This window comes from Pseudoalteromonas luteoviolacea (genome assembly GCF_001750165.1).
GTDB classification, from domain to species: Bacteria; Pseudomonadota; Gammaproteobacteria; order Enterobacterales; family Alteromonadaceae; genus Pseudoalteromonas; species Pseudoalteromonas luteoviolacea_G.
This window is the reverse complement of record NZ_CP015412.1, coordinates 850,862-871,530: the sequence shown is the minus strand read 5'-3', so window position 1 is coordinate 871,530 and position 20,669 is coordinate 850,862. Positions and strand designations below refer to the sequence as shown.

At 40.4% G+C, this 20,669-nt stretch carries 16 protein-coding genes; 5 read left to right on the top strand and 11 right to left on the bottom strand.

What is annotated here, in order from left to right:
• Nucleotides 1-48: 48 nt before the first annotated feature.
• The 4 genes from S4054249_RS24005 to S4054249_RS23990 all read right to left on the bottom strand — a co-directional run bounded on the left by S4054249_RS24005 (nt 49) and on the right by S4054249_RS23990 (nt 6,610).
• A complete protein-coding gene (locus tag S4054249_RS24005) occupies nt 49-924 on the bottom strand; it encodes an ROK family protein (protein ID WP_052961107.1) in 876 nt (291 codons plus the stop codon).
• A 2-nt stretch (nt 925-926) separates the two neighbouring features.
• Nucleotides 927-2,180: an MFS transporter gene (locus S4054249_RS24000; protein WP_046357715.1), complete on the bottom strand. Its 1,254-nt coding sequence runs from the start codon at nt 2,178-2,180 to the stop codon at nt 927-929.
• A gap of 526 nt (nt 2,181-2,706) precedes the next feature.
• Nucleotides 2,707-3,180, bottom strand: coding sequence for a YbaK/EbsC family protein (locus tag S4054249_RS23995; RefSeq protein ID WP_046357714.1), 474 nt, complete (start codon nt 3,178-3,180; stop codon nt 2,707-2,709).
• A 454-nt stretch (nt 3,181-3,634) separates the two neighbouring features.
• Nucleotides 3,635-6,610: a TonB-dependent receptor gene (locus S4054249_RS23990; RefSeq protein ID WP_230851945.1), complete on the bottom strand. Its 2,976-nt coding sequence runs from the start codon at nt 6,608-6,610 to the stop codon at nt 3,635-3,637.
• A gap of 502 nt (nt 6,611-7,112) precedes the next feature.
• Between S4054249_RS23990 and S4054249_RS23985 the strand changes: the two genes are divergently transcribed.
• The gene (locus S4054249_RS23985; RefSeq protein ID WP_046357713.1) at nt 7,113-7,979 is read left to right on the top strand and encodes an AraC family transcriptional regulator; all 867 of its coding nucleotides are present in this window, start codon (nt 7,113-7,115) and stop codon (nt 7,977-7,979) included.
• Between the two features lie 120 nt (nt 7,980-8,099).
• A complete protein-coding gene (locus S4054249_RS23980; RefSeq protein WP_046357712.1) occupies nt 8,100-8,888 on the top strand; it encodes a penicillin-binding transpeptidase domain-containing protein in 789 nt (262 codons plus the stop codon).
• A gap of 51 nt (nt 8,889-8,939) precedes the next feature.
• Here the strand turns inward: S4054249_RS23980 and S4054249_RS23975 are convergent, their stop codons facing one another.
• Together S4054249_RS23975 and S4054249_RS23970 are read right to left on the bottom strand one after the other, a co-directional pair.
• Nucleotides 8,940-11,444 carry an ABC transporter permease gene (locus tag S4054249_RS23975; protein ID WP_046357711.1) on the bottom strand — a complete coding sequence of 835 codons (2,505 nt, stop codon included), beginning with the start codon at nt 11,442-11,444 and terminating at the stop codon, nt 8,940-8,942.
• On the bottom strand, nt 11,434-12,153 hold the full coding sequence (locus S4054249_RS23970) for an ABC transporter ATP-binding protein (RefSeq protein WP_046357710.1): 720 nt from the start codon (nt 12,151-12,153) through the stop codon (nt 11,434-11,436). Before S4054249_RS23970 ends, S4054249_RS23975 begins: the two co-directional genes overlap by 11 nt.
• On the opposite strand from S4054249_RS23970, the gene S4054249_RS23965 reads away from it, so the two are divergent.
• Nucleotides 12,152-12,769 (top strand): arylesterase, encoded by a 618-nt coding sequence (locus tag S4054249_RS23965; protein WP_046357709.1) that lies wholly within the window; start codon nt 12,152-12,154, stop codon nt 12,767-12,769. The two genes, S4054249_RS23970 and S4054249_RS23965, sit on opposite strands and share 2 nt — an antisense overlap.
• 101 nt (nt 12,770-12,870) lie before the next feature.
• On the opposite strand, the gene S4054249_RS23960 is transcribed toward S4054249_RS23965, so the two are convergent.
• The 4 genes from S4054249_RS23960 to S4054249_RS23945 form a co-directional block, all read right to left on the bottom strand.
• Entirely contained in the window at nt 12,871-14,118 is a 1,248-nt protein-coding gene (locus tag S4054249_RS23960) for a sensor histidine kinase (RefSeq protein WP_046357708.1), read from the bottom strand.
• A 3-nt stretch (nt 14,119-14,121) separates the two neighbouring features.
• Complete coding sequence (locus S4054249_RS23955) at nt 14,122-14,799, bottom strand: response regulator transcription factor (RefSeq protein ID WP_046357707.1); 678 nt, start codon at nt 14,797-14,799, stop codon at nt 14,122-14,124.
• A gap of 283 nt (nt 14,800-15,082) precedes the next feature.
• Nucleotides 15,083-15,499: a winged helix-turn-helix domain-containing protein gene (locus S4054249_RS23950; protein ID WP_046357706.1), complete on the bottom strand. Its 417-nt coding sequence runs from the start codon at nt 15,497-15,499 to the stop codon at nt 15,083-15,085.
• Between the two features lie 365 nt (nt 15,500-15,864).
• Nucleotides 15,865-16,971, bottom strand: coding sequence for a type 1 glutamine amidotransferase domain-containing protein (locus tag S4054249_RS23945; protein ID WP_046357705.1), 1,107 nt, complete (start codon nt 16,969-16,971; stop codon nt 15,865-15,867).
• A gap of 237 nt (nt 16,972-17,208) precedes the next feature.
• Between S4054249_RS23945 and S4054249_RS23940 the strand changes: the two genes are divergently transcribed.
• The gene (locus S4054249_RS23940; protein ID WP_046357704.1) at nt 17,209-17,676 is read left to right on the top strand and encodes a DUF3293 domain-containing protein; all 468 of its coding nucleotides are present in this window, start codon (nt 17,209-17,211) and stop codon (nt 17,674-17,676) included.
• 275 nt (nt 17,677-17,951) lie between these two features.
• Entirely contained in the window at nt 17,952-20,339 is a 2,388-nt protein-coding gene (locus S4054249_RS23935) for a hybrid sensor histidine kinase/response regulator (RefSeq protein ID WP_052961106.1), read from the top strand.
• Here S4054249_RS23935 and S4054249_RS23930 read toward each other — a convergent pair.
• Nucleotides 20,319-20,645, bottom strand: coding sequence for a cupin domain-containing protein (locus tag S4054249_RS23930; protein WP_046357703.1), 327 nt, complete (start codon nt 20,643-20,645; stop codon nt 20,319-20,321). The two genes, S4054249_RS23935 and S4054249_RS23930, sit on opposite strands and share 21 nt — an antisense overlap.
• Between the last annotated feature and the right edge of the window lie 24 nt (nt 20,646-20,669).

Genomic DNA, 20,669 nt, shown 5'->3' with positions numbered 1-20,669 from the left:
TGGTATGGCACACCCTATAGGTTTGCCATACCTTTTTCTATTTCATAGTCAAATGCAATCTAATTCAGGAGACACCACCTTGTATTTTTGTTCGAACAAAGCAAATGCCCCTAATAATGCCGCATGAGGAAGCTGGCTCACTCTTATATTCAGCTGTTTACATTGCTCGTACTGTGTAAATGATGCAAACATACGTTCACCAAACAAATCAAACGCCTGTGTAACGGAGCCTCCCATTACAATGACATCAGGATCGTATGCCAATTGCATATGCGCAAAGGCTATACCCAAATGCGTACCCAATTGTTCAAACAGCTTCAATGACTGAACATTGCCAGCTTTTGCAGAAAGATACTCTAACTCTCCATCAGTGCCCCGTTGTTTGAAAAACTGACCGCTGCAGTAATCTTCAATGGTCTTACCTAAATAAGGTGCACTGCCAAATTCACCAGCTAGCCCATATCGACCTGTATACAACTGCTTGTCAATAACGACGCCAGCACCAAGCCCAGTTCCTAGACATACCCCTAATATATTTTTACATGGTGTCAAATTCCCACCATGCTCACCATAACGATACTCGCCATACGTAAAACAATTCACATCGTTATGTACCAACACGGGCACATTGAAACGCTCACATAATATTTTTGATAACGGTACATCGCGCCACGCAGGAATATTGGTCACTTCAAATACTTCACCAGTGGCACTATTCACCACCCCAGGGATCCCAATTGCAATGCCTATGCACTCTGTCGTGATGGTTTTTCTAACCAGCTCTATAACGTAATCCGTTACTTCTTGCTTAGTGCTAGAAGCAGGTACTGGGTAGCGTTTAACGTTCGCGATATATCCTTGTTTTGCAATACCACACAAGGCTTTAGTACCACCTAAATCTATACATACAACCATCCCTGACATGCTTATGCTTCCTGCTCTGCTGATTTTTTCTCAAAAAAACGTAATGTATGATTGTTTACGAGGGGGTTAGATGAATTAGCCACACGTAACATATAGCCCAAAGGCAAGAAGAGCACTAATAGTGCGAGTTGTAGTGAACCCGAAGTTTGTACTAACAATCCAATGAGTGGAGAGATCACAGCGCCTCCCACAATACCCGTGCATAAAATCCCTGCAATCGCACTGTGGCCATCAGAAAATGAGTTCAATGCCAATGAAAATATTGCTGACCACATAATTGATAAAAAGAAGCCCGCGGCGGGGAATGCCCAAAGTGCCATAGTTGCGGAGCCAAATATTGCAATGGCGAGGCTAACGCCCGCTCCAATACAAAACCATGCCAAAACTTTGCGTACATCGAATAACTTCATCATGGCTAAGCCGACCACGCACCCTACGGTCAACATTAACCAAAACTCGCTTACAACACTGGCTCCAACTTGTTGAGTGTCCATATCATGAACTTGCAACATAAAAATCGAAATAGAATTGGCAACCCCTTGCTCTAATGCCACATACGCTGCAATGGCAAAGAAATACTTGACCACCACTTTATTTTTAAACAGTGCCATACTTTCAGCCAGTGAGTATGTTTTCGCATAATCATCAGAATGACCACGTGATTCAAATCTAGTCACTGCGCCCCAGATAAACATCACAAAGCAAAGTGCAGCAAACAACCAATACATACTCAGCCAACTCATGTGTTGTGGCACTAAACTAATCAAAAAGCTATCTGGCTGTTGAGACAACTCAGCCAAATTAACATAAACAATCGGAGATAACGTCGCACCCGCACCAAACAGCAATTGCGCCACCACGGATAAAACAGCAAAATGCTCACTGCCACCAGCTCGACGTAACATCGGGTTAATGGCCACCTGCAAAAATGCCATCGCACTGCCCACTAAAAACAATGCAATCATAGCAAGCTCAAATGTTGGCCAATAAGCAAACAACAGCGCACCGACCATAGCAATGCAAAAGGCCAATAGCATGACAAATTTCTCACCTATTCGCTGGGCAAGCAGACCAGCAGGAATAGACATCACGCCATAAGCAGCAAAAAAAGCAAATGGAAAAAAGCCGGCCAAGGTCATACCGATAGCAAAACTTTTAATCAATTCAGGAAAGATGGGACCAAGAATATTGGTGATAAAGGAGATCATAAAGAACGTCGCGAGAATCACGAAGATCGCTGGCAAATTCTTATTCATTACTAGTACCTTATTTAATAAAAAGGTGATGGCAAAAATAGGATCCTTTTGTTGGCAGACAAATGATCCAAGGGGAATCCACCATCACCTTAACTCGTCAAATAAGGCTAGTTTGCCGTCAAATAAACGAATATTGCGACACTTTTCAAACCTTTATCAATACAATTCAAGCTCACATAAAACGGCAATATAAATTATTCAAACAAATCCCCATTTAGGATGTCGTTTTATCTAACTGAGGAACAAAACGTAACTGATTTAAATTTAAAAATAATTTGTTTATGACCTTAAGTATAGCGGCTAAAAATATAACTCAGTGGACGTCACCAATGGTGTAGCGCTATGCGGGATTTAGACTTGATAAAATTTAATTTTATGTCTCTATAAAAATAACTACTTAATATTTATGTTTCTAAAAACATGTTATTTATATTATGAAACTTAAAGCCCCAAATTGGGGCATAAATAGTAGACTGATGACTAATTACACAAAACAAACGTTAAATCGGCATCACCTGAATAGATACTATTTGACTGTAATGACTTGCCCACTTGTTAATTCAAGTAGCTTATACGGCGGAAGAGAAAATACGGCATGAGGCGTGCCAGCTGCTGCCCAAACAGTCTCATACTCTAACAAATCCTCATCTATGAAAGTGATAGGCGGCTCCAAATGACCCAATGGTGGAATACCTCCGATAGCAAAGCCTGTTACAGCTCGCGTGAAGTCAGCATCAGCTTTACTTAACTTTTCACCTAGACACTGAGCAATTCGTTTTTCTTTTACGCGATTTTTTCCACTCACTAACACCAAAATAGGTTTGCCACTCTCTTTACCTTTGAAGATAAGTGATTTGACAATTTGGCCCAATTCACAGCCAATAGTGATCGCCGATTCATCTGCCGTTCTTGTACTGCCTGGTAATTCAACAACTGAAAATTTACATCCTGCAGCAATAATTGCATCTTGAACTCGTTGTGCACTTTTACTTAAATTCATATCCTTCCTTAATTAATCATTTAATTTAATACTTATTTCTCAACTACTCACTTTCAAAAATACAATAGATAAATCCTACTCCAGAAAGCCAAGCAGTAAAATAATTTATTTACACCCACCATATTATGAATAAAACTCAATCAATACTGATACTTCTTAATATATATGGATACGCTTGTCATCAATGACTTGCTATACAATCAAATATTAATTTAAAGAGATCAAGTACTGCCTAACAAAACAATTTAATTAAACCAGTAAAATTAAAATTTTCATAAAAACCAATTAAAAAGTTAGTTTATTCGAGTGGAAATACAGGCTGTTTTTAATATAGGTAAAAAACAAAAGTACGAAACATGTATAATGAAAAGTAATATGGCAGGGTGTGAGCCGACAACAAAAAAAGAAAGGCCGCTAGGCCTTTCAGAATATAATGATTAAAGGAAATACGTCCTTACCAGCGTCCACGAACACCTAATGTAAAGCGACGTTCATAAATGTTCTGGGCGATACGGTTATCTTTCCACTGCGCATACTGTGATTCATATTCTTCCGTTAAGTTACTGCCAGACATGTAAACTGTCAGAGAATCACTAATATCATAACTTGCCGACATATCAATATATGTTGTCGGCTCGGTCCAAATTCCCACGTTACCCATACCACCTGGTGTCGATACTGTATGTAATCGTTTGGAGCGGTAATTCGCCGCTAACCTAAATTGCAAACCATCTTGCTCATACCATAAAACAGCATTGCCCGACTCTTTGGAGTTATCTTCTAACGGTAATGCCTCTCCGCCAAATCCTGTCTTACCACTTTCACTTTCTGAGTAAGTATAATTAAACGCTGCACCAAACCCACTCCAAAACCCAGGTAAGAAATCAAAAGCTTGTTGATAGCTAAACTCAGCACCTTCCATCGTGCCACCAGTTCCATTAACTTGGCCATTTACATTGACGTTACGACGAGTCACACCATCGCCATCTTCAGCAGGTATTTGCCATTGCGCTGATTCAATAAACGACTCTAAATCAATCTTGAACAAGGCAACACTCATTAAACCGCTTGAAGAAAAATACCATTCTAATGTCACATCAGTATTGTCTGCACGCCAAGGGTCAAGGTCTGGATTACCCTGCATCTGTGCATCTGTAGCAATCAATAAGTCTGGACTAACGCCTTCTTCAGCTGCGATATCGTCCCCTGCTCGAGCACGGCTAATACTCAATCCCCCAGCGATTGCCTCAAGATCCAAACGCGTCATGGTCTTACCCCATGAAGTACGCAAAATCAGATCGTCTCTGAGGTTGAATGCGACATTCACAGCAGGTAAAAAGTCGTTGAACGAGCGATCTGTAACAATATCACCACCATCCGTAGCTACCGACCCTGGGCAGTTTGAACAAATAGATTCACCCACCACGTTTTGGAGTATATCCAGCTCAGTTTTTATGTATTGAAAGCCCACGTTAGCGCGATAGAAATCATTGGAAAGATCAGCACTCCAATAAATTGATTGAGTCATTTCCTCAACAGTATATGAACTACCTGGTACACCGCCTTTGATATTGCCCGCGTATAACGCATTTTGAAACCCGAAATGATCATCAAGCTGGCGAGGATCAATAAAGTAATACTCATTCATAGATATAGGGCCAAAGTCACCGCTCTTTGATACCCAACCACTTGGTAAACCACTAAAGTTTAGAGGATTATCTGCACTTATCGTGATATCCCCTTTTTCCGTATTAATCTCACCATTGCCATCAGTGTCAAATGCTGCCAACCCTTGGTCTTTCCACATAACATTGACACTCCCTTCACCAGCTGGATTAGAGAATGGTGCCAATAATACATATTGCTCGCGAGTCACATCACGCTGACTTGTACGAACACCAAATGACATTTTTTCTAAATGGCCAAAATCAAACAAGTATTCACCATCAAAACGTAAAATATCTAAATTCGCATCTTCATCATAGTTATTTTCAGAGTATGTTGACACAATCGCATAACGGTCGATATTTGACCCAAATGCCTCACCTTGCAGTTGCTCTGGACCACGTAGCGTTGGATGTTTTCCAGTATAATTTAGACGCATTGGGACAGGTTCTGGGCCATATCCGCCCGGGTTTACCGCAATTGCACCGGTACCATCATTTCGCCTCAAACCATGAGCAAGTCCATTGGTTAAATAACCTTGTGCAACATTTTCTGTGTGGCTGCGCGATGCCTCTGCGGTTATAAAACGTACTTTACCCGAAAAGTCGCCGTCTCCTTTGTACTCTAGTTCAAAATTAAAGTTGGTCGATTCGCGTTTATTTGTGTGACTTTCAGAGTGCGATACAACACGGGGGGCATGGAGCGTAATATCTTGCGCAGTATACAAATTATGGCCATTATCTAATTGACCTCGGTTGATTGGATCGTGTTGTTCTTGCCAATCCCAATGACCATTCCATGCGTTATCTGCGGTGATCCCTTTTTGACGATCTGCATCGTCCATATCGGTGTAAAATACATCACTGCTTAATGTCCAATTATCACTTAATTGCGCTTGGAAGCTGACCGTAGCACCTAAACGCTCCCGCTCAGTAAAGCGGTTCATAATACCGTAGTTTACATACGTAAATTCGGCATCATCCGAGTCCCCATCCCCATTCATATCTGTCTTCGGACAGTACCAACATTTTACTTTTTCATGATTCTCAAATGGCGCGTAACCCCATTTGTCATTTAGGGCACCAAAACGATAATTGGCAAGGTTTGCTTCATCATATGAAACGGTCGCTAACACGGCAAACCGGTCGCCATTGTAACCGCCCGACACCATAAATTTAGGATCCGTTTCTTCAGAGTATGAACCCGTAGAGGCTTCAAGTAGCGCCGCACCACTGAACCCGTCTTCCAAATCAAATGGCTTACGGGTGATCAAATCCACCGTACCGGAGATACCGCCCGCTAGCGTATCTGCAGTTGGTGATTTCATTACATTCATCGCACCAACCAAACTTGAAGGAATATCGGTGAAATCAGGCTGTACTTCTGTGATTGACCCAGCACTTAGAAACTGCTCACCATTAAGTAATGTTGTCACCTGAGGCATACCACGTACATTAATCGTGGAGCCCTCACCTGCACTGCGACGGATCTGTATACCTGGCACACGCTGCAATGAATCAGCAATGGTCACGTCCGGCAGCTTACCAATGTCTTCAGCAGTAATGGAATCGACCACCCCATCTGCAAAACGTTTCGTATTTAAACTTTTTTCCGTTGAAGCTCGAATACCACGCACTTCGATCACTTCAACTTGCTCCGCTTGTACACCTGCATCTGCTGCGATAGCACCTAGTGGTAAAATACTGACTAAAACGGCAAAAGACACCTGCGACAATTTAAATGAAGATAAATTTTGTTTCATCATGATTCTCTCTGATCTATTTTTTATCTGTTTTTACAAAAGAAAATTAGAGAAAACTCAATACTTCACACCAAGTAAGTACATTAACCTAGTCACTCGATAATGCAGAGCTACTGAAAAAATCACTTAGCTATAATGCTACTTTAAATTAACAACTCTAATTTAATTCATTACCTATTTGAGCAGTACGGGCGTCAAGATGTTTGCATTTTCTATCCCATACAGGTACAAAACTATCAATAAACAGCGCTGTCATCGCAGAATCATCACTTTTTAACGTTATATCTGCTGAGTTTGCGTACTTTTTTAGTTAAAAATAAAGTGGCTAGATTAGTATCATGATTGATTTGAAATGTATCACCACATACTCGAAAGGTGATAAATTATTTAATTATATGTAAAAGAAAATAAGAATTGCCAACTTTAACGTTGGAGCATTCTCTAAAAACATGTGCTCAAGAAAATATTTTAATAACAACCAAGGATAAAAATTAAGGATAATATTATGAGAGCGATGTGCGAAAAAATCATTCCCTCAACCAATTGCTCTTGGCGATATTGTTTATATCAATTAAATGAAATTCCATTTAATTGGCATTATCACCCAGAGTATGAGATTTGTCTTACCCTAAACAGTAAAGGTGTATGCCATATTGGTGATTACATTGCCCCTTTCTCAGACTATGACTTAGTCTTACTTGGACCCGAACTCCCACATACATGGCAATCCAAGCCAAACATCGATGGTAGTATGCAAAAAGTGTATGTAGCGCAAATTCCTGCTCTTTGGTTAGAACAGCAGCTCAGATTAAACAGAGAATTTGAAAGCCTGCACACACTGCTTCACAAAGCCAAATGTGGATTAAAATTCAGTAAGAGCTTAGCTAAAACATCCGAGCAACTATTTATCAAAATGGCTGAAGCAAACCCACTTGAACGCTATGTTTTATTATTTAACATGCTCAATCTAATGGCGACTAGTGACTACGATACCTTATCGAGTATGGAGTTTAACTATGCTAATCAACAGGATCCAGCTAAAGATAAATTCGATAGAGTGATCAACTTTATTTATGAAAACTATACTGAACAATTAAACGCAGATCTTCTGGCGGAGCAAGCGCACATGAGCACTAATCACTTTCATCGCTTTTTTAAAAAACGCACAGAAAAAACAGTGACTGAATTTATTAATCAACTTAGAATTGCTAAAGCTTGTAAATTGCTCATTAACTCCAAAGCACCTATCACCGTAATAAGCGACCAATGCGGCTTCAATAATTTATCAAACTTTAACCGCCGCTTTCTTGCTATTAAAGCGTGTACACCAAGCCAGTTTCGTTCTCGTATTCAACATAAAGCCCTACTATAGCGCTCGGTTAGACCAATTTTAAATTGGTCTAACATCTACTACTCACTCGAGCGGTTCAGGTAAAAGTAAGTATTCCCCTTGTAAATTTCGCAGCTGATAATCATAAAACCAAGGAAAATTATGCAATTTAAGTGGTCTTCGCTACTCGTTTTTGGATTGGCGCTTTCAACTTCTCACGCAGCATACTCTGAAGAGGGATGTCGTAAAGGGGAACCCTGTACTATGGTGGTGTACAGCGAGCACTCTGATAAATGGCAAGTTATCAATAAACCTCGCGCCGAGCGGTCATTTAGTCCATTTTCAACCTATAAAATTCCCAATACGCTCATTTTACTTGAGAAAAATAAAATCAATGCCAAAACAACTTATCAAGTAAATACTAACGAGTATCCACCCAAGAAATGGTGGCCTTCCACATGGCAAAAAGAAGACATCAAGCTACGTGATGCATTCAGTTACTCGGTCTTGCCACTGTATCAAACTTGGACCAAGACACTCAACAAACCAGAAATCAAGGCGTTTTTGTCTCAGTTTAATTATGGAAATCAAGACATTACAGGGCCACTGGATAGCTTTTGGCTCAATTCAAGTATGCAAATTTCAGCATTTGAACAAGTAAATTTTCTGCGCCGTTTAGATCAGAAGGCCTTGGGACTAAGTGCCCATACTTACCAAACATTTGATGACATATTTTTGCAAAAAACCACCCAAGACTACACCTTATTCGCAAAAACAGGTACCGGCCCCATCGCCAAAAAAACTTATGTAGGATGGTATGTAGGTAAAGTTGAAAACGCGCAAGGGACACATTATTTTGCTTTTAATATGTATGCACCGACATTTAAAGACATGGTTAAAGTACGCGTTGATAAGGCAAAAGCAACACTCAGCGAACTGGGGATTTTATAAGCTATATTTGAAACAAAAAGAGGTAACAACGTTACCTCTGTTTGGTTGTATTTATGCCAGCTTTCTCAGTAAGCCTTGAGTATTTTGTCGCATGGTGCTGGCCACCATGAAGTACCCTATTAGTGCCACAAACAGTGCTCCGCTCGTTGGGCCTAATAGCCAAATGTAGGGATGTAACTTGCCTTCCACTTCAAACAGCTCTCGTTGAATGATCAGTAAAGTAACATCACTGACTAACGCAGCAACAAACCCTGCCAATGCACCAAGCAGTAAAAACTCATACAGGGTAGCTAACTTTATAAGCCGACCTCTGGCGCCTAAGGTACGCAAAATCACAATTTCTTGCATACGCTCAGCCAAACTTGCTTGCACCTGAGAAATCAATACCAAAGCGCCACTGGTCAAAACAATGGCCAATACAAAACTAATCGCCAATGAGACTTGCGCAATCATGGATTGGGCTTGCTCTAATCGACTTTTAATATCGATCATGCTCATTGTCGGGTGCGCTCTTAACAGCTTACTCACCGTTCTTTCATCGCCCTCTGCAAACTGTGCCGCGGTGAAGTAGGTAACAGGGAACTGTCCGGCAACCATGGGGTTAAATATCATCACGAAATTCGGTTTCAATGAGCCCCAATCCACACTACGTAAACTGGTTACCTTGGCATCAAAGTTACGCTCATTCACTAAAAAGCTAAGAGTATCACCGACTTCAATTCCCATCCCCTCAGCCATCCCTCTTGAGATCGACACTTCAAGTTCTGTACTATTTTGATTAAACCATGTGCCTTCTACGACTTCGTTTCCTTCTGGCAGCGTCGTCATCCAAGTGAGGTTGAGCTCGCGACCCGCTCCGCGTGCAGCATCTTCATCTTGCTCTTCCCCTTCTTGTTTTGATGCACTGCGAGCAAACTTTTCACCATTTAAGGCATTTGCTCGACCACGAAAAACAGGGAAAAAATCAGCATGAGAAATATTATTTTGTGCAAAAAACGACTCAATTTTTTCCACTTCGGACTCACTGATATTGATTAGAAACGCATTTGGTGCATCCTCTGGGACTTGCATTTGCCAATCAGAGATCAGGTCATTTTTTAACACAAACAAGAACAACATCAACTTGATAGCCAGTGCAAAACTTATCAACTGAACCGCATTCGCATTTGCACGTTTTTGCAATGTTGCAATGGCTAGAGACCAACTACTACCAGGGCTTAACCCCAGCTTTCTCCCAGCACTGAACAGCAACCTAGACACACCAAATAGCACTAACATCAGGATGGCTGTACCACCAAATAGCAATAATGTCGTTTTCAATTCACCACTAAAAAACCACATAAGTGCAAAAATAGTACTTACTGACAGTGCCATATGAATACGGCTCACAGCCAACTTATCACCTACATTGCGACGCAATACGCGCAAAGGAGGAATATCAAATAGGTCAAGCAACGGTTTCAATGAAAACATCAACGCACAGACAGCGCCAATAGTGATAGCCAAAAACCATGGCTTAGCACCCGCTAAAGGTAGCTGTGTATCCATAAAGTTGGCCAAATAATCGGTTGCGATCGCTTGTAGTAAGTAACCAATCACCAGCCCAATTGCGACAGAAAATAAAGTCACCATCGACAGGTGTAACAAGAAGATATTGCGGATAATCGCGCGACTGCCTCCCAGTGTTTTCATCATCGCAACGGGGTCATACTGGCGCTCACAATAACGCTTCGCAGACACCGCCATGGCAACTGCCGCCAGCATAATCCCAAATAGACCTGCGAGTAAGAGAAATCTCTCCGAACGTTCCAAGTTCTCACCAAGTGGTGATTGTCGATCTTTGATCCCCTGCCACCTCTGATTGTCCCGCATTTGCGGTTTTAGCCAACCATAATAATTGGTTAAGGTCGCTTCATCGCCTGCAAACAACATACGATAAAACACTCGGCTACCAGGCTGAACAGCTTTCGTTGCCTCCATATCATCGTAATTGAGCAGCACACGCTTATTACCTGCTAAGGAGAAAAACGGTGCATCTGGCTCATTGACTAAAATTTTGCTGGCCTTAAAAATGCCAGCACCAATTTCAACTTCGTCACCAACTGCCAACCCTAAACTATAAAACATTCCTTCACTGAGCCACACCTCACCCCGTTCAGGAACACCTCGTATATCGTAATCAGCTTGTTCGAAATCATCTTTAAGCGTCACAACACCTCTGAGTGGATAACCTTGTGATACCGCTTTGATTGAGCCGAGTACCAGTTCATCATTCGCAAACAGCATCGAATCAAAAAACATTTGCTTTGCTGTCTCTAACCCCTGATTTTCTGCCTCTGTAATAAATTCATCATTTAGCGGATGATTGCTCGCCAATCGTCTGTCTGCTGCTATAAAATCTGCCGATTTTTGCTCGATATTAAGGCGAATTCGCTCGGTCACTGATGACAAACTGAATACCGTCAGTACAGCAAGCGCGATTGCGGCAAAGATGATTGTTAATTCACCTCGGCGTAACTCGCGCCAAAATAAAGTAAGTGCTAACTTAAACCACATTAACTGTTGCTCCCTCACCATCGCGGATTTTTTCTAATTGCCCGCCTTCAATATGAATAATCCGGTCGCATTGCTGTGCCAATGATTCATCGTGCGTCACCAGTATCAATGTGGTCCCATTTTGCTTGTTTAAATCAAATAACAACTTTTCGATTAAATGGCCATTTTTACTGTCTAAGTTAGCTGAGGGCTCGTCCGCAAAAAGAATTTTAGGTGAGCCAATAAAGGCACGTGCAATCGCTACACGCTGCTGCTCACCACCAGACAATTGCGAAGGATAATGACTGACGCGATGCGAAAGACCGACCTTTTCAAGTAGTTCACTTGCTTGTTGCTTAGCACCGCTGTCGCCAGCCAGCTCAGCAGGCAACATCACATTTTCAAGCGCTGTCAGGCTTTGTACCAACATAAATGATTGGAACACAAAGCCCACCTTATCAGCCCTTAAACGGGCTCTTTCTTCTTCATCTAAATTGTGTAATGCAGCCCCATCAAGAAACACCTCTCCGGCAGAGCCCGTATCTAAACCTGCAAGCAAGCTCAACAACGTAGATTTTCCGGAACCAGATGTACCCACTATTGCAACAGACTCTCCCGACTTGACAGTGAAATTGATATCGCTAAGGATATCTAAGTCACCTTCAAAGGTACTGACTGTTTTGTTAAGTCCTTTGACCTGAATAACATTTAACTGAGAAAGTACTGACATGATTCGAATTTTCCTAAAACTTATGCTGTTCCTCGCCTGCCTTAATCAGCCTTTTGGCGCATTCGCAAACGAAACTAAAATTATGATCATAGGTGATAGCTTAAGTGCGGGTTACGGACTTAAACAAGACCAAGATTGGGTTAATTTGTTACAAAATAAGTACGTTGAACAGAAAAAATCGATCTTATTGATCAATATGAGCGTATCAGGTCAAACCACAGACAACGCACTGCTGAACATAGACGCACAATTAAAAGCTCACCAGCCTAGTCATGTACTGATTGAGCTGGGTGGCAATGACGGTATTCGTGGTTTTCCGATCAAACTCATTCGCAAACACTTAACTCAGCTGGTAACAAAGAGCCAAACCAGCGGCGCAAAAGTTGCACTTATGGAGATTCAAATCCCGCCCAATCTAGGACCAAGATACACGAAAATGTTTACTGATAACTACCAGAAAGTCGCCAAAGAGACTGGTGCTCATTTGATGGATTATTTTATGGTGCCAGTCGCTGTAGACAAAACACTGATGCAAAATGATAACTTACACCCAAATGAAAAAGCACAGCCGATCATCCGCGACTTTATGGAAAATCAAATAAACCTTTGGCTGTAAACTAACACGTGTGTGGTAAAAAATTGGGGGTATCTAAACTATTTTTAGATACCCCCACTCACTAGCAACATTCTATCAAACCCTTTTTTCTGTGAGTCGTTTTACTTACACGCCAAATGAAAAGCAGTCCCTTGTTCATTACTTTCAAATGTAAGATCAATGTCCAGTCTTTGACATAATCGATGTACAATTGACAGGCCCATTCCGAGTCCCGAACTATTGTTACTTTTTACACCAGACTCAAAAATGCGTGCTTGAATATCTTTCGGGATCCCTTCCCCTGTATCTATAATACTCAACATATTTTGTGAAAACCGCACTGTGACGGCCCCTTTGTTTACATGTGAAAATGCATTTCCGATCAGATTACTCAAAATCAAGCTTAAAGCACTCTCACCGAGCGCAATGGTTACGCCACTTGGTACATCGATCTTTACCGAAATATCTTTATTCGCAATTTTATGCGCTTGTTGCAGTACACTGTTTTCAACTAAGGGAAGTAATTTCACTGCTGTTTGGTTAATTGTCTCTTCCCTTGCAAGTGCCAATAATATTTCCACACTTTGGGTCATTTGCTGTTGCGCTGCCATTGCACGTTCTACCAATGCTCGTTGCTTGTCACTCAGCGCTTCTTGTTTAAGCAGTGTTAACGCGCCTTGAGTTACTGCAATAGGCGTACGCAGTTCATGCGATGCGTCTCGCGTAAAAGCCTGTTCTCTATCTATAAATTGACGAATACGACCGAGTGCCTGTTCTAAAGTCCGTGCAAATCCGCCTATCTCATCATTGATAAATTGATCTGAAAAGTTTTGAGGTAATTTTTCTACTGGCGCTTGTGCCACAATATCGACTAACTTATCTAGCGGCTTCAGTAGTTTTTTAGCCATGGCTAACGATAGGTATGCCAATAAAATAGCCACGACTAACACTATGCACAGTGCTACAAGCATAAAATTAAACATACCAAGCTTAATTTTTCTAACCACCAACTGTTCACTCACCTCAGCCAACAGTAGGCCTTGATCCAACCACATAAGGTGGTAGTGCTTATCTCCTTGAGATGAAAACTCCTTAGCCTTTGGCTCTTCGACCAGCGTACTCTTTATAAACTCAGGAAGCTGCTCTTTGCTTTGCAGATATTGGACAAACTCTAACCTCGTTTGAGGCATATTTCCCAGACTAAGCTGCTTTGAAATATAAGTGGCTTCGTCTTGGAGTATCACATTGAACAAATGGTCTTCTATGGTGTATGCAAATAAAAAGCACACAAACCCAAACAAAGTACTTATGAACAAAGAAATACCGACGAAGTAGGCGATGATCCTAGTGCGTAATTGACGTGCTTTCATAACTTAAACTGTATCCAATGCCAAACCTACACTGTGAATTGTTTTAATAATTGCTGAATCAAATGGTTTATCTATGGCTTTTCTAAGCTGATAAATATGGGAACGAAGCGCATCAGAGTCCGTTGGATCATCTCCCCAAATTTTGTCACATAATTCACTTCGACTGAGAGGTCTAGGGTGGTGTTCCATTAGTAGTTGCAATATTTTCAGTGGAATAGGCTGCAAAACAATCACTTGTCCCGCACGTTTAACTTCCTGTGTTTGCGCATTTAAGCTCACATCACCAATCTGAAGCGTTTTTTCGCAGTTAAGTAAATGACGCTTAGCCAGCGCCAAACATCTCACATACAACTCTTCTAACGCAAATGGTTTAGTCAAATAGTCATCTGCGCCGATATTAAATCCGGCTAACTTATCATTTAGTGCATCACGTGCTGTCAGCATAATAATGGGAATATGTCTGTTCGCTTTGCTACGCAACAGTTCACAAACAGCCAAGCCATCCATTTGTGGCAACATAATGTCTAAAATAATACAATCATAGTAGTTTTCCATGGCAAGCTGTGCGCCCTGGTGACCATCATACGCAAAATCCAAAATCAGGCCCAATGGCTCTAAATACTCAGCTATATTGCGGCTGATCTCAAGATTGTCTTCAACTACCAAAACTTTAAATTGCATCTGGGCTCTGTCTGAGGAAGGGCTTCTTTCCATGCTGATACCGTTGAAATATATGATAGCGAACAGCTTATCACGGTGCGTTGTGAAATGGATGTGAAATAACAAAACGCTTGGTAAAACAGGGTTTACCAAGCATGGTTTTCGAGTGGCTTATACTATCAAAGCCTCTGCAGTTGAGTAAGGAACACTTACTCACAAATTTAAGCACGAAATATGAATATTTTTATACTTATTATTATAATTAAGCGAAATTTGCTTATGTTCAATGTTTTTATGTGCTTGTTTACGTTAACTTTCCTTTTCTCATTGGGGACTGATTAAACAGTCGTGACAACCACTGAAATAGGCTGGGACGTGGGTCAAGTTTAACGTTTAAATTAAAACTATACCCTTTTTTATAATGAGTTCTGATTACTTCACCTTCAAGATTGTGTTTTGAAATGCTACGACGAAGTTCTGACACAGCACGATTTATCGCATTGTTGTCAACATACTCTTGTTGCCAAATTTCTCGACACAACTCATCGCGGCTAATAACGCGATCTCTGTGCTGAATAAAGTAAACTAACAAGTCGTAGATAAGTGGCTCAACTTTCACCCTCTCACCGCAAAATGTTAACGAACGTTTCCTTTTATTCAGTGCATAATGACCAAATACCGCAAAGGTAAAGTCAGTATTTTCTTTATCACTTAAATTCATGATCAACAATATACTTCCTTTATATATGACTTTAAAAGCACCTTTATTTTATCGTTCAAATAAGTATATTGGAATGAATTAAGTCATATTTTCACATGACTTTTGTTAATGGAAACATATTACTCAATTGTCCATAAAAGAAACAAAAACCCTTCCCGATCAACCTTGAATACACAAGTTTTATACAAAAAAAACACATATAAGCATAAAAAACATACGCTTTATTTTATAAAATTGCAGTTTATTCCAGTAATGATGACAGTCGATTATTTAGGCTTTTTTTAGTCATATTAGGAAATTTCATGATGTAAGATTTTTTTCTTAATTTTTAGAAAAAAGGCCAAATTTTAGGCCTTAATTTTTACTCAAAGAGTTGCAATAAAAGCTTTGATTTTTTGATCGTCAGGGAACTTTTTTTCGCTCACTTTCAGCACATCTAATGCTTTTTTAGATTGATTTAATCGAACAAATGCTTTTGCCAAAGTCATTGCGATCATTGGATGAGAAAATTTGGACGAAATATACTCTAGTAACTTCGCACTAACGCTGACTTGAAACTCACTGGTTGCATTATTAATCTGGACCACGGCAATCATTGCAAGCATTTTTAAATCATAGTTTTGTGGAGTTTGCTCTAGTTTTTCAATGGCCGCTTCTTCATCTCGCAAAAATAATTCATACAGTTTCACAGTCGCATCATCTTGATATGGCTGCTCAGCCAGTAATTCAACATTCATCGCAGCAACCATGGCTCGTGCTGTATCTACTGTCGAAAATGGGTTTTGTCCGGTGATCACCCTGCCATCTATCGTTACATGGTTCAGCATCACAGAGTCTTGTTCGAATTTAGCGCCTCGCTCAGTTAACTTATCTTGCAGTAAAAATGGAAAATCTTTAAGCCACTTTGAGCCAAATGCATGCTCTTCTGCATTAGTAAAACCATTAACACGCTTGCCTTCAACCAAGTACCGACCATCACTCAATTTAACATCGACTAATGCCGCCGGACCATGACACACAGCACCAATAACACCATGATTTTCATATGATTTTGAAATAATTCTCTTCAATGGTTTGCTCTGATATAAGTCGAACATTGGACCTTTACCACCCACCACAAAAACACCATCGTATTTATCAATATCTATTTCGTCGAGTTTATAGGTATGTTCAAGCGCTGAGACAGCTGCTTCATCATTTAAAAACCTTTTATTATAAAGTGCAGAGTTATCAAACTCGTCTGCAACAGGTTTTCCGCCTAGAGGTGAGGCCAATGTGACTTCAATACCATGGCGCTTAAATACATAATATGCCTTCGTTAATTCTCCAAATTCATAACCCGGCTTAACAAGCTTTTGCTGCTGATTAAGTTCACCGTAACTACTCAGTACAATCAAAACATTGCTTTGTGTTTTTGCAAATGCCAACGTGCTGCAAAGTGATAAACTGGCACATAACGCAATTTTTTTCATAACGTCTCTCCTTTTGGTTGAGAGTGTTACAATAGAGTATGCGTTGTGAAAGGACCGTGAAGTGTACAAGAGAAAATTAGATAAATTAAAACAATCTAATCATTTAATGACAGTATGCACCCATACTTTTGGATTAATCTGATTTAATCCTAGTCGTTTATTGATTGGTGTAAAAGTTCCACCTTTTACGAGTTAATAACAATTAAAAAATGACACTATAATATCGAAGTATTAGCAATGAATCATGTAGAGAAAAATTTAATAACAAGCCCTATCCCAATCTCTTTATGGAATTTATATAAAGCTGTCTATTTTTACCCCTTTTCTCCTACCAACCATTATAAGCATGGTGCAATTATTAGTCTTTGGAACTCACATGGTAATATTTTAACTAAAAGAGAAAATAAGCGCTTTCAACACAAAAATATAGCTTCTCTATCGCGTCTATGTGTTCCAATAAACTATGTATTTGGTGGTGATCATAGCATGTCTTACCGCGAGCTTAGTATTTCTATAAATATTTCCCTTCGACTCGCACAGAAAATATCTATTCGTTTTAACCAGCGCGCTTTTTACTACTTAGATAACAATAGAATTACCCTATTCAATAGCTATAACCTTGGACAAAACTGTGTATTGGATTCATTATTTACCTCCCGAATTAACCGTATGACCTTACCTATTAAAAATACAGCACAATTATGACTATTTCATTTTCATACAATGAGTTTTGCTAAATGAGAGGTACTGTCGTTCTTAATTTTTATGACATCTTTTAGCTTTTCCACACTACAGTACCACCGTATTACATAATTTTTATTGATATAGAATAATAAATATTAAAACAACAACAGCCACAAAAAATTAAACCAATGATATTTATAGATTTTATTGGGTTAACTATCCGCATATAGAGTTTTACTCCGTTCAACTCAATTATTGACTAAAATTAAAGTTAAATAAATCGTCAAGCAGTACCTATGCAGCTAAAAACCAGACTTCCTCTCGTATTAGCCATCACAGCGCTGATGCCTATGTTGATCATTTTTTTGATAGCCATGATCCATAGCGCACAACAGGCACGAGAAATGAGTATTAGAGCTGCACAATCTGAAGTTTTAAACGCAGCCGCCATTTTTAATGCATATTTCTCGCAGCGAAAATCAGAAATAGCAACTTTGGCCCGCCAGCCAACTTTACGCTCGATGAACTTCGAGCAGATAAAGCCCATACTCCGAGCTGAAAAGAACTCACATCACAACGTATACGAAAAGTTCATTTTAGGGCGAGTGGATGGTAGTTTTCACAACACAGAAGGAGGCAATCCCTACCAAGATATGCGACGGACTTTTGATGATTCAGATCCTCATTCAAAGCCCAAGACCATCATAAAGCGTGATTACTGGCAACACACTATCAGTAACAATATCGACCATCGCGATCAAATCTATGTTTCTGAGCCCATGATCTCTTACACAACAGGCGTGAAACAGATTGTCGTGGCGGCTTCTATCATAAGTACCAGCGGTCAAGTGGCAGGCCTATTAGGTGGCAGTATTGCATGGCAAGAAATAGATCGACTAATAGCGAGTGTCAATGATCATGTACTAAAGCAGTTTGGTGAACAGACCAAATTTATGCTGGTCTCAAGTACAGGCGTGTACATGTATCATTGGGACAAAAACAAAACGATTCAACACAAGAATATTGACGGCAAATACATACTCAATGATATTGGAGAAAAAACCAGTACCATTACCCGTATAACCAAAGAGCGTGATTCGACTTTACAAGCGATAGGATTAAAAATGATTGCAGGGTTTGAGGGACACGGGCAATTCATGCTCGATAAGCATACCCAAGCTTTTGTCTTTTATGCCCCAATACCTTCTGCAAGTTATAGCCTCGCAGTTGTCTTACCCGAGCAGGTTGTCTTTGCTTCTGTTGAAATTCTCAAAGAAAAACTACTCATCACGCTCACCTTGGCAACGTTACTCAGTATGCTGGTTGCCTGGTGGATCGCCTATCGGCTCTATAGTCCCATCTCTAAACTGACTTATGCAGCCAACTCATTGGCAAAGGGCCAATATGATGTCCACCTAAAAATTAAGGGTGACGATGAAATTGCCGAATTAAGCCGGACGTTCGAGTCAATGCGAGATACCATTTATGCAAGAGAAAGTGATTTAGAAAAGCGAGTAGAAAAACGCACCCAAGCGCTGGAACAAGCCATGCACGCTGCTGAACTTGCAGTCTCTGCCAAAAGCCGTTTTTTAGCGAATATGAGCCATGAAATTAGAACGCCAATGAATGGCATTTTGGGTACCATCCAACTACTTGAACAAGAATCAAACTTCAGTGAAGATCAAAAGCAGCTGTTGAAACTGGCCAATGTATCAGGCAGTAATTTATTAACTCTAATTAATGATATCTTAGATATCTCAAAACTAGAGCAAGGGCAGATCAGTTTATATGCAGAGCCTTTTGAACTAAAAGGCACAATCGAGCATTTAATCCAATTAACTCAAACAAGGTCGCACTCTAAACCAATTTACATCACTTACACCATCGCGCCAAATACGCCGCTTGAAATTGCCAGCGATCAACATAGATTGCAACAAGTCCTGCTGAACCTGCTAAATAATGCCTATAAATTTACAGCGCAAGGGGAAATTTCTGTATTCATTCAGCTCAACCCAAAAGATAACCAGCAGTTACTGTTCACAATCAAAGACAGCGGAATAGGCATCAAATCAGATCAGAAAGATAAAATTTTTGACCCTTTTTGCCAGGAAGATGACAGCACCACCAAACGTTTCGGGGGAACGGGGCTTGGACTCAGTATTTGCAAACAACTAGTCAGCCTTGCAGGCGGAATAATCTTCTGTGAGTCCGCGCCAAATGAGGGGGCCACATTTACTTTTACTTGGCCTTATTCGCCGTGTTGCTTAATTGAACAGTCTCGCTCTGAACAGGATCAATGCACACGATTAAGTGGGCATATTTTGCTTGCAGAAGACAATGCCATTAATCAGGTTGTGATCAGCGCTATGCTAGAAAAACTCGGTCTACGTGTTGACGTTGCCAAAGATGGAGAGCAAGCTTTAGAAAAAGTAAATCAAGATTATTTCGATCTCATTCTCATGGATGTACATATGCCAAAAATGGATGGTATTGAAGCAACTAAGCAACTTAGAGCGCACCCGAAATACAGCCAAATGATCATTATAGCCATTACTGCGAATGTTTTTTTAGAAGATATTGCCACCTACTACAGCGCTGGCATGGATGATTTTATTGCTAAACCGGTCGAAATGACCAAGTTAGAGTCCATTTTAAGTAAATGGTTAGGAATAAAAAACAGCTAGCCAAATGGTTTCTGTATCAGGCCTTGTCCAGCTGACTTTATGTTTACAATGCGCAGGAATATTGACGTGCTCTCCAGCACCCAATTTGATAACCCGGCCATCTTCAAACGTCAGCTCACCTCCACCTTGCACTACCATTACCCATTCATGCTGCTCTTGATCATACCATCCTGTTTCCGGCGACGAGTGCCCTTTTGAAATAATGCGCTCGATTTTCACATCACCATTGCCAGCTATCACTTCAAAAAACTCGTCTGTGAGATCTGAAGGAACTGCATTGAACACATTTTGTTTTTCATCACTCATGGCATTGCCTTTGATGTATTAACA